Below are 15,686 nucleotides of genomic sequence, written 5' to 3'. Positions count from 1 at the left end.
GTCCTTCCCGGTGGGGAATTCCACCAGTTCGGCCTTCACGTCGATCACCTCGGCCGGCTGGGCCCGCCCGCCCGCCTTGGTGCTGCCGGCGGCGCCGGCACCCTTGAAGGCGTTGTCGAGGCGGGTGGTCAGGTCGTAGCCCATGCCCCATTCGCCGCCCGGGCGCTGGGCGTAGTCACCGGCCAGTTCCCAGATCATCGCGCCGCCGATGCCCTTGTCGACGATGTACTTCGCCTTGGCGTCGAGCGACTTCTCGTTCTCGGTGGACAGGAACACCTTCTTGGCGTCGTTCCACAGCCAGGGCGCCTGCAGCGCGTCGGAGTACTTCGGCGCGTAGGTGCCGGTCAGCTGCCCGGACGGCAGGTTGGTGTCGACGCCGTAGGAGCGCAGGTAGCCGGGGGTGCGGCCGTCCTGGAGGTTCTTGGTGTGCCACAGCGGGTTGGACCCGGCACCGACCTCCCGCTCGTTCTCCAGGTCGTGCCAGATGTTGTCGATCCCGACCGCGCCCAACCCGCAGGACTGCGCGTTGGCGGGCCCACGGCCGCCGGTGCCCAGCGGGCACTGCGCCTGGTCCGGCATCGTGGCCGTGCCCCACAGCCCGTCGGTGCCGCCCTGGACGTCGCGCCAGCCGCGCGAGTAGTACGGGATGCCGAGGTTGATCCGGCCGGCCGGCAGGGCGCCGCGGTAGTAGTGGTAGGCCCAGTCGGTGTTGAAGTAGCCCTCCTTCTGGAAGTCCTTGGTGTTGGGCGCCTGGTCGTTGTAGATCCCGGCGTCGGCCAGCTCGTTGTCCCGCCCGTCGTCGTACAGCGGGGCCTGCGGGCCGACGAACTTGTTCCAGGAGCCGTGCAGGTCGTAGGTCATGACGTTGACGAAGTCCTGGTACTGGAGCGCCTGCCCGGCGTCCAGCCCGCGCACGAGGTAGCCGGAGGACGACCCGGCCGAGGTCAGCAGGTAGTAGCGGCCCTTGCCCGCGCCGGCCCGGTCCAGCTTCTCGCGCAGGGTCTTCATCAGCGCGTTGTAGGACTGCTGGAGGCCCTTGCGGCGCGGGTTGGAGACGTCCCAGTCCAGCGGGTTGCCGGTGTTGGGGAGCGCGGTCGGGTACTCGTAGTCGATGTCGACACCGTTGAACCCGTACTGGTCCAGGAAGGCGGTGACGGAGTCCGCGAAGGTGTCGATGCCGGCCTGGTTGACCGAGCCGTCGGCGTTGGTGGTCATCGCGTAGAAGTTGCGCGTGCCCGCCCAGCCGCCGACCGAGATCAGCGTCTTCACCGCCGGGTGCTGCTTCTTGTAGGCGTTCAGCAGGTTGAAGTGCCCCTTGTACGGCAGCGAGCCGTCCATGGCGTTCTTCTCGCCCGGCCAGGTCGTACCGGTCGCCGGGTTGGCCGGGTCGTTCGGGTCGCCGATGCTGATCCGGTTGTCCTTCACGTCGGCGAACGCGTAGTTGACGTGGGTGACCTTCGACCAGGGGATGTTCGACGCCAGGTACTTCGGGTCGCCCTTCTCGCCCGCGCGCCAGCCGGTGAAGTAGCCCACCACCCGCCGGGTGCGGTCGTTGCCGACCCACTCGCGGCCCGCGTTGTCGTACACGTCGCAGTAGCGCGCCGCCGTGCCCGCGGTGGGGGTCATGCCCTCGGGGCGGCAGTCGCCCGTCGTGGCCGGCTTGGTGCCGCGGGTGTCCGGGGCGGCGTCGAACGGGTCGCCCGCGTCTCCGCCGCCGGGCTGGCCCACCGGGCGGGCGGACAGCCGCCACTTCTGGGCGGGGCTGCCGGCGCAGTCCGAGATCTCCAGCTGCCGGGTGGTGTCGGAGCCGGGAACGGTCAGGCACTTGCCCGTGTTCGGGTTCTTCAGCTCCTGGCGCGCGGTGTGGATCCACTTCTGGGCGGGCGAGTCGTTGCACTCGTAGAGCTGCACGGGCGTGCCGTTGGCACTGCGCCCGCCGTCGACGTCCAGGCACTTGGACAGCGCCTGCAGCGAGCCGTCGGCCGCCACCGTCCACACCTGCCCGTCGGAGCCGGCGCAGTCCGCCAGCCGGACCGGGGTCCGGTCGTCCCGGCTGCCGCCGCGCGGCTCCACGCACTTGTCGCCCAGGCCGCGGATGGTGCCGGTCTCGGAACCGGTCCCGGCGTCCAGGAACATCCACCGCTGTGCCTTGTTGTCGGCGTCGCAGGCGGCCACGGCGAGCGCCTCGCCCTCGGCCCCGGCGGTCAGACAGCCGCCGTCGGTGCCACTCACCAGCTGGTACCAGCCGGCGCCGGCGCCCTTCGCCTGCCACACCTGATTGGTGTTGCCCTCCTCGGCCCCGACGAGATGGGTCGTGTGCGGTCCCGGGTTGTGGTCGACGACCATACCCGGGGCCGTCGCGGCCGCGAGGCGCCAGTTGCCGCCGCCGAGCGCGCGCGTCACCCAGCGCTGGGCCGGACCGCTGTCGGGCGCCGACGCCCGGACACTGGTCCCGGGCGAGGTGTCACCGCCGCTGAGGTCCACGGCCATGCCGGTGCCCGAACGCAGCTCCATCTGCTGGCCCTCGCGCGGGTTGGTGGCGGCGGTGTCCCCGTCGGCGGGGGTGAGGACGATGTCGTCGGGGTACTCGATGTACCAAGTCTGCATGTCCTTCATGCGGTCCTCGGAGCACCCGAAGACGCTGACCCACTTCCCGCCCGAGGTCTCCCGTCCCGGGTCCTGCGTCAGGCACTTGGCGGAGTCGCCGATGGTGAGCCTGACCTTGTCGCCGTCCCCGGTCGGGACGACGGTCCAGCCCGCTTCGGCGCCGGCCAGGTACGTCCAGATGCTGGCGCTGCCCCGGTCCAGGAAGCCGCCGTTGCGCTGCGACTGCAACGAGATCTTCGAGCCCACGTTGTGGAGCAGCCACCGCTGGCCGGGACGCCCGAGGTAGGGGCTGGTGAGGAGATAGCTGTCGGGGGCCTTCCCCTCGTCGTCCAGCACCTCGTTGGTGCGGGCGTTGCGCAGGAGAACGATGCCTTCACGCCGCGCGGAGGCATCGGGAGTGACGGCCATGCCGTCACCCGAACCGGCGCAGGTGAAGATGTACTCCTTGGAGCCCGACGCCGCCCTCCCGAACTCGGTCAGGCACCGCGACAGCGCCTGCTGGCCGAACGCGTTGGGGTGGATGGCCTCCTGGGCGTCGCCCTGCCGCATGGTCGCCCACTTCTCCCAGCCCGGGAGGTAGGGGACCCAGCGCACCCACTCGGCCTTGTCCGCCGGCAGTGGGGCGCCGTTGCTGTTCGCGTTCGTCGCCTGCTGCGCGGTGTCGGCGCACAGCTCGTGTCCGGCGAAGGCGTTCTGCACGTCCAGGAAGCGTGCCCCGGCCGTCCCGGCCGCCTGGCGCAGCATCCCGCTGATCCGGGGCACGACGGAGGTGTGGGCCCAGTCCGCGTCGGCCTTGAGGAACGGGCACCCGCCCGTCGCATAGCGGCTCCGGTCGACCGTCCCGCCCTCCGAGGTCTGGCCCTCGCCGTACCGCAGTGCGTCCTTGCCGGGAAGCACGTTCGGGTAGGACTGGAGCACCAGCTCGTAGTTCGACTGTCGGGCCCGGACCATCGTGGCTCGGACCGCGGTCAGCGCCTTGACGACCTCGGCCCGTACGGTGTTGAGCCTGCCCGCGAACTCCCCCTCCTTGGCCCGGGAGCAGGGCTGTTTCAGGGTGCTGTCGGCGACGAAGTAGGCCACCCCGCAGTTCGCGACGATGCCGCTGAAGTCCAGGTCGTTGCCGCCGATGGACACCACGACCATGCGGATGTCGTAGACGGCGGCGAGGTCGGCCAGTTGCTCGACCTGTGGCTTCTCCCCCTTGAACCCGTCGGAGAGGATGTTCTTGGTCGTCGCCCCGGAGCAGGCGAGGTTGAAGCGTCGCTCCGGCGGCACGTCCTCGAACTCCGCTCCCTTGATCGGCGCCACGTCCGAGCGGTCGCACCGGTTTCCGTTGAAGTCGTAGGACGTCGCGTCGTACACGCAGTCCTGCCCCGCCTGGCACCGCGACCGCCGGTCGGTCCCCCAGACGTCCCCTTCCGGTGCCGTCAGCGCGTTGCCCGCCCACCGGCCGCCCTCACCGGAGATGTAGCTGTCACCCAGGGAGACGACGGCTGCCGGTTTCGACGTGCAGGCGTCGCCGCCCTCGTCGGCCAAGGCGACGCGGGGGGCGGGCTGGGCGCCGGCGTAGGCGGTCCTGTCGCCCCACTTCGTCTGGGGATTGCAGCCCCCCAGGGCGGTCACGGCGAAGCCCACGGGGTAGTGGTCCGAGCCGTCGTTCGCGGAATTCCTGGTGACGGTCATGCGGGTGATCGGATGGTTGGTCACCATGAAGTCCAGTCCCATGCCGCCGTTCTGGGTCCCCACCGGAGTGCCCCAAGGTTCACCATTGTTCGCGGCGTAGTACTTGTTGAAGAACCTGAAGGTCTGCGCGTCGGTGTTGAAGTCGCCGAGAGCGCGCCACGGCTGGTCGCCGACCGCGGCCTCGATGGCGTTGACCAGTTCCCGGGAGTGCGGATTCGGACTGAAATTCGTGCGGATCGCCGCGGAATGGATGTCGAAATACCACACCCCGTTGACGCGGACCCCGAAGGCCGGCCGTGACCTGATCCACTTCAGGTTGTCCGCCTCCGGGAAGATGACCCTGATGTCGGTGTTCGGGTTCGCGAGCGGGGCCCGCAACCAGATGGCCATGGACTTCTGCGCGTTCTTCTGCGTGTCCGGGTCGATTTCCTGGTCGTCAGCAGGATCCGCGCCGCCCCACATCCTCTTGTCGAGGATGTCCAGATGGTACAGCCGCCCCTCCGGACCGCTGGCCCCCTTCTTGCCCCAGTCCTTGGCGCGGATCCGGTATTTCATGATCCCTTCGCCGCGGGCGTTCTGCAGTGGATTGTTGAAGTTGTTCTGGATCTCGTCCGCCGGCTCGAACGTGTCCGGCACCGTGTTGACCTCCTGGAGCGCCACCACATCGGCCGCCGCCATGAGGCTCCCCTGGATAAAGCTCCACTTGTTGCCGCCCTGGGCGTTGAACGTGATCGCACGTTCCCCGATCCCCCGCTCCGGGACGACCGCCGCGGCCTGGCCGGGCGGCAGGAGCAGCGCCTGCAACAGTCCCGCGATCAGGGCCAGTCCCAGCAACTGACCCAAGGTCCGATACCTACCTGGGCGGCGCTGCCGCCCGTTCCGCCTTCGCATGTCCGTGTGCTCCGTCTCTCCCTGGAATCCCCCGCGCCCGGATCGTAGGAGGCCCCGGTAGACAGCCTGTCAACGTCCGTTCCGTCAGCCGGTTGTGCATCGTTCGTCTCTCGGCGGACGTGCAGCGGCGCGGCTGCGCGACCGAGGCGATGACCGCCGTGGCGGGACGGCTCTTCGAGGACGGGGTGCGGCGGCTCGCCGCCGCTGAAGCGTCCGGGAATGGTCCCGCCTTGGCTGTGGTCAGCCTGCTGTCGAGCGTGGTCTCTTGTGAGGACCTGGACGTGGTGTGCAACGTCGATGTCGAGGTCCGGCTGACAGCGGACGGCTCTCGCTGGAGCGCGACCGTGTTCGCGCTTGCCGAGGTCGAACGCATCATGCAGAGATGGTCCCGAACCGGTGAGGCGCAGGGCGGCCGCTGCTTCTCGTGCTCCGACGGCCTCGTCGTCCGGGATCCCGGCATCGACAACATGACGCAGGTGCTGGCCGGCCTCCTCGACGACGGCGACTTCGCGCAGGTTCTCCGGCGGCTCGACGACGAATGACCGTCCGGCTCCCCCGGGCGACAGTCGTCCGCCCGAGTGCCGCGGTCTGCCGACCGGGGCACGGGGAGGAGGCCGGGAGCAGTCGGGGGAGCGGTCAGAGAGCGGTCGCCGCGGGCTCCTGGGACCCGGGTACGACCTTCCCGCCGCCGGCTATCGGCGGCCCGTCGACGTACCAGTTGTTCCAGTTCCCGTTCTGGCTGCGGTCCCGGGACCACATGTGGTTGTAGTCGCTGCCGCGCGAGGTGATGGTGAAGGCGCCGCCGAGGGTCTGGCGGGTGATCACGACCTTGCTCGTGAAGTAGCCGCCCAGGGAGGTCCAACTGCTCAGCTTGTGGGAGCTGCCGCTCGTCCAGCGCGTCCACACGGCGTTGTCGGTGCCGATCACGAAGATCTCGCTGTTTCCGTCCTGGAAGCCGAAGTAGGTCACGCCGTCACGGAAGTCACCGCCGCACAGGAAGCTGCCGCCGAACTGCTTGTCGCTGCAGCGCGCGGGGATGTTGATGTCACCCGCCGAGGCGGGAGCCGCGCTCAGACCGATTCCGGCGAGGGCGGCGAGGGCCGCGACGGCGGCCTTGATCTTGTTCATGTCTGCTCCTGGTCGCTCTGGGCGGGGCCTCGTCGACCGCCCGGTGGTGCCCGGGCGGCGACCCGCCGGGCGGCCGCCCGACGGACCCTCACCGGTAGCAACGGGAGCGGCGGTCGATCGAGTTCATCGTCGGCCCGTCCACCTGCCCCACACACGCACCCGTGCTGCAGCACGGGCCGTTTGCCCTGCTCCTCGTCGAAGTCTCTTCGTGCCCCTGCACGTTCGACCACGAGGAGTACCTGGTGTCCACGATCCACTGGACCGAGATGAACACCCCCGTTCCGCCCACTGGCATTCCGAGAGCGCGACACCGCCTCCCGGCCGGGTCATCGGTGCGGACGACCGTACGAAAGCCGCCCCACGTCCGCCGTAGAACAAGGGGTCTACGACCCGGGAAGCAGCATGCTCGGCGGCTGCCTGCTCCAGCGCCCCGCCGGTCGGTCGAGGTACGGCCGTTTGTTCGCAGGGGAGTTCGGCGCGGTCCGGGTATTGTCAGGAAACTTTACTTACCACTAGGCTCCCCGTCGGCGGCTTGGCGCGGCGCCCGCACCGTCGGGGCGTGACGTGCTCAGCGAGAGCTCTGACCCGGCCGCCGCGGTGGTGCGGGCCACCGCTCGGCCGGCGGGCTCGCGTGCGCGCCGGCCGGAGTCCAGCTCTCGCCGTCGTTCGAGGTCAGGGAGTCCAGGGATGCGTCCCGAAGTCTCAGTGAGGCCTGTACACATCGGAGTGTTCGCCGCCGTGCTCGTGCTGGTGGGCGGACTGTTGCTCGGCTGGTCCGGGCGGGCGGGAGCGGCGGCCGATCCGCTGCTCTCGCGGGGCAAGGCCGCCACGGCCTCGTCCACGGAGGGCTCGTCGTACGCGGCGGGCAAGGCGTTCGACGGGAACACCGGTACGCGGTGGGCGAGCACGGAGGGGAAGGACCCGCAGTGGCTGCGGGTCGACCTCGGGGCGAACGCCGCCGTCTCGCGGATCAAGCTGGTCTGGGAGGCCGCGTACGCGAAGGCGTACCGCCTGGAGGTGTCCGCGGACGGGGCGACCTGGACCTCGGTCGCCGAGGAGAAGGCGGGCAACGGCGGGACGGACGAGTGGACCGGCCTGACCGGGAAGGGCCGCTACGTCCGGATGTACGGGACGGCGCGCGGCACGTCCTACGGGTACTCGCTGTTCGAGATGGAGGTCTACGGGACCGCGGACACGACACCCTCGCCCACGCCCACCGGACCGTCCCCGACCGGGACCACGCCGGGCGGGGCCTTCACCGTGGTCGCGGCGGGCGACATCGCCGCGCAGTGCACCGCCTCGGACAGTGCCTGCGCGCACCCGAAGACCGCGGCCCTCGCCCAGCGGATCGACCCGAAGTTCTATCTGACGATGGGTGACAACCAGTACGACGACGCCCGGTTGGCGGACTTCAAGGCCTACTACGACAAGACCTGGGGCGCGTTCAAGGCGAAGACCCACCCCGTCCCCGGCAACCACGAGACCTACGACCCGGCCGGTTCGCTCTCCGGGTACAAGTCCTACTTCGGCAGCATCGCCTATCCGCAGGGCAAGAGCTGGTACAGCTTCGACGAGGGCAACTGGCACTTCGTCGCCCTCGACTCCAACGCCTTCGACCAGAGCGCCCAGATCGACTGGCTGAAGGCCGACCTCGCGGCGAACGGCAAGAAGTGCGTCGCCGCCTACTGGCACCACCCGCTGTACTCCTCGGGCGGGCACGGCAACGACCCGGTCTCCCGGCCGGTGTGGCGGATCCTCTACGACGCCAAGGCCGACCTGGTGCTCAACGGGCACGACCACCACTACGAGCGGTTCGCCCCGCAGGACCCGGACGGCAAGGCCACCGCGGACGGGATCGTCGAGATCGTCGGCGGGATGGGCGGCGCCGAGCCCTACCCGATCGAGCAGATCCAGCCGAACAGCCAGAAGCGGATCAGCGGCGAGTACGGCGTGCTGAAGCTCGACTTCACCGACTCCGGGTACGGCTGGAGCTACGTCGGCACGGACGGCAAGGCCAAGGACACCAGCCCGACCTACAGCTGCCACTGATGATGTACCTGGCCACCACCGGCCGCCGTTCGGACGCGCCGCCCCGCCCCGTCGGGGTGGGGCGGCGCGTCCCCGGTACGGTCGTCGCGCTCGGCGCGGTCAGCCTGGTCACCGACATCTCCTCGGAGATGGTCACCGCCGTGCTGCCGCTCTACCTGGTGCTGGGCCTCGGCCTGTCACCCCTCCAGTTCGGCTTCTTCGACGGGCTGTTCAACGGCGCCACGGCGCTGGTCCGGCTCCTCGGCGGGCGGCTCGCCGACCGCGGCGGCGGCCGCCACCGGACCGTCGCCGGGGCCGGCTACCTGCTCTCGGCCCTCTCCCGGCTCGGCCTGCTGCTGGCGGGCGGGGCGGCCGGCGGGATCGCCGCCGCGATGGCCGCCGACCGGCTCGGCAAGGGCGTGCGCACCGCTCCCCGGGACGCGATGATCACGCTCAGCGCGCCGCCGGAGGCGCTCGGCCGGGCGTTCGGCGTGCACCGGGCGATGGACACCACCGGGGCGCTGCTCGGTCCGCTGGTCGCGTTCCTCGTCCTGTGGGCGACGGCGGACGCCTACGACGCGGTGTTCGTCGTCAGCTTCGCCACCGGCCTGCTCGGCGTGGTGGTGCTGAGGCTGTTCGTCCCCGCCGACCCGGCGGCGCCCACCACCCTCGCCAGGCCGGTCCCGGCCCCGAAGCCCGTCCTGGTCCCGAAGCTCGTCCGGGCCGCCAAACCGGCCAAGCCGGCCAGGACCGCGCCCCGGGTACTCGCCGACCCCGCCTTCCGGCGGGTGGTCGTGGCCGCGGCCCTCCTCGGCGCCGCCACCATCGGCGACTCCTTCCTCTACCTGCTGCTCCAGCGCGGCCTCGACCTCCCGGCCGCGCTCTTCCCCCTGCTGCCGCTCGGCTCGGCGGCCTGCTACCTGCTGCTCGCCGTCCCCGCCGGGCGGCTCGCGGACCGGAGCGGACGGCGGATCCCGTTCCTCCTCGGCCACGGTGCCCTGCTCGCCGCCTACCTCACCCTGCTGGCCCCGGCCGGACCGGCGGTCGCGGTGCTCGTCCTGGTCCTCCTCGGCGTCTTCTACGCCGCCACCGACGGCGTGCTGATGGCCCTGGCCGCGCCCGCGCTCCCGGCCCACGGCCGGGCGAGCGGGCTCGCCGTGCTGCAGACCGGCCAGGCCCTGGCCCGCCTGGTCGGTGCCGCCGGCTTCGGCGCGGCCTGGACGTGGTGGGGCCCGCGCCCGGCCCTGGCCGCGGCCGCCCTCGCCCTGGCCGCCGCCCTCACCGCCGCCTGGCGGATCCTCCCGGGAAGGAAGGCCCGATGAAGTCCCGCTCGACCGTGCTGATCCTCGCCGTCCTCGTCCTCCTCGGGGGCTCCCTCGGTTATGTGCTGCACGCCCGGCAACGCGGCGGTGGGCCGCAACTCGTCGCGGCGGAAGCCTCGTTCACCCTGGAGGAGCCCGGCCTCTACTACCGCGACACCGCCAGTGGCCGGGTCGCCCGCAGCCCGGGCGGCGTGGCAAACGGCCCGTCCTGCGCCCGGTTCTACGCCGCGGGCGAGCGGGCCCTGTGCCTGCGCGCCCTGCCCGGCACCCCGGCCCGCACCGAGGCGGTGGTCTACGACCGGCGGTTCACCGAGCTCCGGAAGGTGACCGTCCCCGGCATCCCCAACCGGGCCCGGGTGTCGCCCTCCGGCCAGGTGCTGTCCTGGACCACCTTCGCCGTCGGCGACTCCTATGCCGCCGGCCGGTTCTCGACCCGGACCTCGGTCCTCGACCTGCGCACCGGCTATCTGATCAAGTCCGTGGAGGAGATCCCGCTGACGATCGGGGACACCCGCTACCACGCCGCCGACATCAACTACTGGGGTGTCAACTTCGCGGCCGACGACAACCGCTTCTACGCCACCGTGTCGACGGGCGGCCGCACCCACCTGGTCGAGGGCGACCTCAAGGCCTGGTCGGCCCGCACCCTGCGGGAGAACGTCGAGTGCCCCTCGCTCTCGCCGGACGGGACCCGGATCGCCTTCAAGAAGAAGGTCTCCGCCGACCCCGTCGCCCCCTGGCGCCTCTACGTCCTCGACCTGGCCGACCTCCACGAGCACCCGCTCGCCGAGACCCGGAGCGTCGACGACCAGGCCGCGTGGCTCGACGACAGCACCCTCGCCTACGCCCTCCCGGCCCACGGGGGGAGCAAGGCCACCGACGTCTGGTCCACCCCCGCCGACGGCAGCGGGACGCCGAGCCTCGTCCTCCCCGGCGCCTCCTCCCCGGTCATCGTGCCGCCCACGTCACCGGTGTCGCACTGACCGACCTTCGAGCCATCTCCCGCCCGTCCCCGCGCCCGTCCCCGCCCCCGGCGGGTCCGGGCGCGGCGGCGTCTTGGCAACGGGCCGCCCGCCGTGCCACTGTGCGAAGGCGGTCGGCCGGTCGGCCGGTCGGGCGGGTCCGCGGGACCGGGCGCGTCCGGCAGGTTCGGCAGGCCGGGCGGCCCGGGCTCACCGGGGTGGGTGCCGGCCGTGCGGCGGGGTTTACGCACGGCGTCCGGGTTCGTGATCTCGTGTTAACGCCGTCTTCCTACGGTGCCGGTGGTGGGCCTCCTCACCGTCGGACGGCACGGACCGGCAGGACCGAGGCCGGAGATCGCTACCTGAGAGGGAGCCGTGGTGACGGTACCGGACCCGAAGCCCGTCCAGCGTGTGCGCACCGTCTGCTCGTACTGCGGTGTCGGCTGCGGCATGCTGCTCGACGTGGCCGTCGACGGGGCGACGGGCCGCCGCACCGTGGTGAAGTCCTCGGGGGACCGCGACCACCCCGTCAACGGTGGCCGGCTGTGCACCAAGGGCGCCACCACCGCCGAGATGCTCGCCGCGCCCGGGCGGCTGGGCACCGCGCTGGTCCGGGCCGAGCGGGGAGCCGAACCCGTGGCCGAGGACGTGGACGCTGCCATCTCCGCGACCGCGCGCCGGCTGCGGGCGGTGCTCGACGAGCACGGGCCGGACGCGCTGGCCTTCTACGTCTCGGGCCAGCTGACGCTGGAGGCCCAGTACCTGGTCAACAAGCTCGCCAAGGGCTTCGTCCGCACCAACCAGATCGAGTCCAACTCCCGGCTGTGCATGGCGAGTGCGGGCAGCGGCTACAAGCTGTCGCTGGGCGCGGACGGGCCGCCCGGCTCCTACCGGGACCTCGACCAGGCGGACGTGTTCCTGGTGATCGGCTCCAACATGGCCGACTGCCACCCGATCCTGTTCCTGCGGATGATGGACCGGGTCAAGAAGGCGGGCGCCAAGCTGATCGTCGTCGACCCCCGGCGCACCGCGACCGCCGACAAGGCCGACCTCTTCCTCCAGATCCGGCCCGGTACGGACCTGGCGCTGCTCAACGGACTGCTGCACCTGCTGGTCGAGAACGGTGACACCGACCCGGCCTTCATCGAGGAGTTCACCGAGGGCTGGGAGCGGATGCCCGGCTTCCTGGCGGACTACCCGCCCGCCGAGGTCGCCCGGACCACCGGACTCGCCGAGGAGGACATCCGCGCCGCCGCTCGGCTGATCGGCGCGGCGGCGGAGTGGACCAGTTGCTGGACCATGGGGCTCAACCAGTCCACCCACGGCACCTGGAACACCAACGCCCTGGTCAACCTGCACCTCGCCACCGGCGCGATCTGCCGCCCCGGCAGCGGCCCGTTCTCCCTCACCGGCCAGCCCAACGCCATGGGCGGCCGGGAGATGGGCTACATGGGGCCCGGCCTGCCCGGGCAGCGGTCGGTGCTGGACCCGGCGGAACGGGCCTTCACGGAGGAGCTCTGGGGTCTGCCGCCCGGCACGCTGCGCACCGAGGTCGGCCGGGGCACCGTCGAGATGTTCTCGCGGATGGCCGAGGGGGAGATCAAGGCGTGCTGGATCATCTGCACCAATCCGGTCGCCTCGGTCGCCAACCGGAAGACCGTCATCGCCGGGCTGGAGGCCGCCGAACTCGTCATCACCCAGGACGTGTTCGCCGACACCGAGACCAACGCCTACGCCGACGTGGTGCTGCCCGCCGCCCTCTGGACCGAGACGGAGGGGGTGCTGGTCAACTCGGAGCGCGGCCTCACCCTGGCCCGTCCGGCCGCCGACCCGGTCGGCGGGGCGCTGCCGGACTGGCGCATCATCGCCCGGGTGGCCTGCGAGATGGGCTTCGCCGAGGGCTTCGACTACGGGAGCGCGGAGGAGGTCTTCGAGGAGCTCAAGCGGGCCTGGAACCCGAAGACCGGCTGGGACCTGCGGGGCGTGAGCTACGCCCGGCTGCGGGACACCCCCGTGCAGTGGCCGGCCGCCGATCCGGACGGGCCGGAGCGCAACCCCGTCCGCTACCTCAACGACGGCGTCAGTCAGACGCTGCTGGAGCGGCCGGACGGAAGCCGGCCGAGGCTGGCCTTCCCGACCCCGTCCGGCCGGGCGGTGTTCTTCGCCCGGCCGCACCTGCCGCCCGCCGAACTGCCGGACCAGGACTACCCGTTCTGCCTCAACACCGGACGACTGCAGCACCAGTGGCACACCCTCACCAAGACCGGCCGGGTCGCCGCGCTCAACCGGCTCGACCCGGGCCCGTTCGTCGAGATCCACCCGCAGGACGCGGAGGCGCTCGGGGTGGTGGACGGCGACCGGCTGGAGGTGGCGTCGAGACGCGGGCGGGCCGTGCTGCCGGCGGTGGTCACCGACCGGGTGCGGCCGGGGGACTGCTTCGCGCCGTTCCACTGGAACGACCTGTTCGGCGAGTACCTCAGCATCAACGCGGTCACCAGTGACGCGGTCGACCCGGTCTCGTTCCAGCCGGAGCTGAAGGTCTGCGCGGTCGCGCTGCGTCCGGTCACGGCGCCGGTCCCGCCGGAGGAGGGCGTGGAGTGCGCGCCGTCGGCGGAGCCCGTGCCGTCGGCGGAACAGCGGCCGGTCCGGGGGGCGCAGCTCGCGGCGCTGGCCGGGCTGCTGGGCGTCGACTCGGTCGAGGCCCCGCGGCTGACGGCCGCCGAACGCACCTACCTGGCGGGCTTCCTGGCCGGCGTCCCGTCCGCGCCTGCCGGGGCCGCCGGGGTGCCGGTACTGCCGGCGCAGGCGCCGGTCGACCCCGAGCGGGCGCGGTGGGTCAACGGCCTTCTGGCCGGGGCGTACTCCCGACTCGCGGCGGGGGCGGCGGGGGCGCTCGGACCGGCGGGAGCGCCGGGAGCACCGGAAGCGGCCGAGGACGCGGCCGGGCCGTCGGCCGTCCCGGAACCGGGGCGGACCGTGACCGTCCTGTGGGCCTCGCAGACGGGCACCGCCGAGCGGATCGCCGCCGCGGTCGCCGAGCGCCTGAGCGCCGAGGGCTGGCAACCGCTGCTGCTCGCCATGGACCAGGCCGGGCCCGCCAACCTGGCGGCCGGGACCCCGGTGCTCCTGATCACCAGTACCTTCGGCGACGGCGAGGCCCCCGACAACGGTGCCGGCTTCTGGGAGGCGGTGCTCGCCGACGCACCGCCGGACGCCGAGGGACTGCGCTACGCCGTGCTCGCGCTCGGCGATTCGAGCTACAGCGACTTCTGCGGCCACGGGCGCCGCCTCGACCGGCGGCTCGGGGAGCTCGGCGCGACCAGGATCGCCCCGCGCGCGGACTGCGAGCCCGACTACCAGGACGCGGCCGACCGGTGGTTGGAGCAGGTGGTGGCCGCCCTGGCCGCCCCGGCCGATCGCGGCACCCCCACCGCCCCGCCGTCGTCGCCGTCGTCGCCGTCCCCGCCGTCCCCGCCGTCGCCGGTGGCCCCGGCGGCCGTCCCCGTGCCCCGGGCCGGGTACTCCAAGGAGTTGCCCTTCGGCGCCCGGGTGACCGGAAACCGGCTGCTCAGCCTGCCCGGTTCCGCCAAGGAGGTCCGGCAGTTCGCCTTCGCCACCCGGGGCGGCGGCCACGGCGGGGAAGGCGACCTCGGCTACCGGGCCGGCGACGTCCTGGGTGTCCGGGCCCGGAACTGCCCCGAGCTGGTCGCCGAGTGGCTGGCCGTCACCGGCCTGGACCCGGACGCCCCCGTCACCGTCCCCGGCACCGGGGAACTCCCGTTCGCCGAGGCCCTGGGCGGCCACCTGGAGATCGCCCGGATCACCCCGGACCTGCTCCGCTTCGCCGGGGAGCGGTCCGGCGACCGCGCCCTCAAGCGGCTGCTGCGGCCGGACAACACCGGGGAGCTGGCCAAGTGGACCTGGGGCCGGCAGGCCGTCGACGTGGTCGGCGCGCTGGCGGTACGGGCCGGGGCCGCCGACTGGGCGGCCGTCCTGAAGCCCCTCCAGCCCCGGCTGTACTCGATCTCCTCCAGCCCGCTGGTCCACCCGGACGAGATCCGGGTGACCGTCTCGGTGGTCCGCCACCCCAACGGCGCCGGCCGGATCCGCAAGGGCGTCTGCTCCACCTACCTCGCCGACCGCGCGACCGACGGCCCGGTGCCGGTGTTCGTCCGGCCCACCGCGCACTTCCGGCCCCCGGCGGACCCGGCCACCCCGATGATCATGATCGGCCCCGGCACCGGCGTCGCCCCCTTCGTCGGCTTCCTGGAGGACCGCCGGGCCCGCGGCCACACCGGCCCCAACTGGCTGTTCTTCGGCGAGCAGCGGCGGTCGACCGACTTCTACTACCGCGAGGAGCTGGCCGACTTCCGGGCCTCGGGCCATCTGGACCGCCTCGACCTCGCCTTCTCCCGGGACCAGCGCAACAAGGTCTACGTCCAGGACCGGATGCGCGAGCACGGCCTCGGACTCTGGGACTGGCTGCAGAACGGCGCCCACCTCTACGTCTGCGGCGACGCGGCCCGGATGGCCAGAGACGTGGACGGCGCACTGCGCGAGATCGCCCGCACCCACGGCGGCCTCACCGAGGAGGAGGCCGCCGTGCACCTCAAGCAGCTGGCCGCCGACAAGCGCTACGTGCGGGACGTCTACTGAGCCCTTGGTGCACCCCGCCGTTCGGCCGGGCGGTCCGGTCCCTGGGACGGAGGGCGATGACCCCCTGAGAAGGACGCGCGGGGGAGCGGTGGCTGCGACGGTGGTACCGGGCGGCCCGGAGCCGGGCCGGAAGGGGTGGGCAGGATGACCGTCGTTCAGCTTCAAACCGAGCAGCGGTGGTGGCGGCTCGGGGCACGGCTCGCCGCCGTCGCCCTGGCGGGTGCCACCGTTGTCGCGCTCGCCCCGACGGCGGCCGTGGCGGCCGGGGGCGAGGGCGGGTCGGCGGACCGTCGGCCCCGGGTCGAGGGGCAGCAGGAGTTGCGGGACCTCGTGGAGCGGGGCGGGACGACCGCCGCGCTCGCCGAGATCCGCGGCGTCGGCCGCTCGCCGTGGCGGGGCGCCGCCGGGG

The 15,686-nt window shown here is 72.5% G+C and carries 8 protein-coding genes; 6 read left to right on the top strand and 2 right to left on the bottom strand.

Features of this window, described 5'->3' with window-relative positions; genetic code table 11:
- Nucleotides 1–5,133, bottom strand: a 5,133-nt coding sequence (locus tag VR45_RS50700) for a glycosyl hydrolase family 18 protein (protein WP_353612727.1), incomplete at its 3' end; no start/stop codon positions are given.
- 140 nt (nucleotides 5,134–5,273) lie between these two features.
- Between VR45_RS50700 and VR45_RS28955 the strand changes: the two genes are divergently transcribed.
- Nucleotides 5,274–5,723, top strand: a complete 450-nt coding sequence (locus VR45_RS28955) for a hypothetical protein (protein ID WP_234326278.1) — start codon at nucleotides 5,274–5,276, stop codon at nucleotides 5,721–5,723.
- Between the two features lie 94 nt (nucleotides 5,724–5,817).
- On the opposite strand, the gene VR45_RS42780 is transcribed toward VR45_RS28955, so the two are convergent.
- Nucleotides 5,818–6,309, bottom strand: a complete 492-nt coding sequence (locus VR45_RS42780; RefSeq protein WP_052709460.1) for a hypothetical protein — start codon at nucleotides 6,307–6,309, stop codon at nucleotides 5,818–5,820.
- A 726-nt stretch (nucleotides 6,310–7,035) separates the two neighbouring features.
- Between VR45_RS42780 and VR45_RS28940 the strand changes: the two genes are divergently transcribed.
- The 5 genes from VR45_RS28940 to VR45_RS28920 all read left to right on the top strand — a co-directional run.
- Nucleotides 7,036–8,358, top strand: a complete 1,323-nt coding sequence (locus VR45_RS28940; protein WP_353612726.1) for a discoidin domain-containing protein — start codon at nucleotides 7,036–7,038, stop codon at nucleotides 8,356–8,358.
- Nucleotides 8,359–8,360: 2 nt separating this feature from the next.
- Nucleotides 8,361–9,659: an MFS transporter gene (locus VR45_RS28935; RefSeq protein ID WP_045942807.1), complete on the top strand. Its 1,299-nt coding sequence runs from the start codon at nucleotides 8,361–8,363 to the stop codon at nucleotides 9,657–9,659.
- Complete coding sequence (locus VR45_RS28930) at nucleotides 9,656–10,642, top strand: hypothetical protein (protein WP_045942806.1); 987 nt, start codon at nucleotides 9,656–9,658, stop codon at nucleotides 10,640–10,642. Before VR45_RS28935 ends, VR45_RS28930 begins: the two co-directional genes overlap by 4 nt.
- 357 nt (nucleotides 10,643–10,999) lie before the next feature.
- Nucleotides 11,000–15,277: a bifunctional nitrate reductase/sulfite reductase flavoprotein subunit alpha gene (locus VR45_RS28925; protein WP_045942810.1), complete on the top strand. Its 4,278-nt coding sequence runs from the start codon at nucleotides 11,000–11,002 to the stop codon at nucleotides 15,275–15,277.
- Nucleotides 15,278–15,421: 144 nt separating this feature from the next.
- The coding region (locus tag VR45_RS28920) for a hypothetical protein (protein WP_045942805.1) at nucleotides 15,422–15,686 on the top strand (265 nt) is incomplete at its 3' end.

The organism is Streptomyces sp. NRRL S-495, from assembly GCF_000966955.1.
In the GTDB taxonomy this organism is placed as follows: Bacteria; Actinomycetota; Actinomycetes; order Streptomycetales; family Streptomycetaceae; genus Kitasatospora; species Kitasatospora purpeofusca.
Note: the sequence above shows the minus strand (reverse complement) of the source record. Positions and strands in the feature narration are given on the sequence as shown.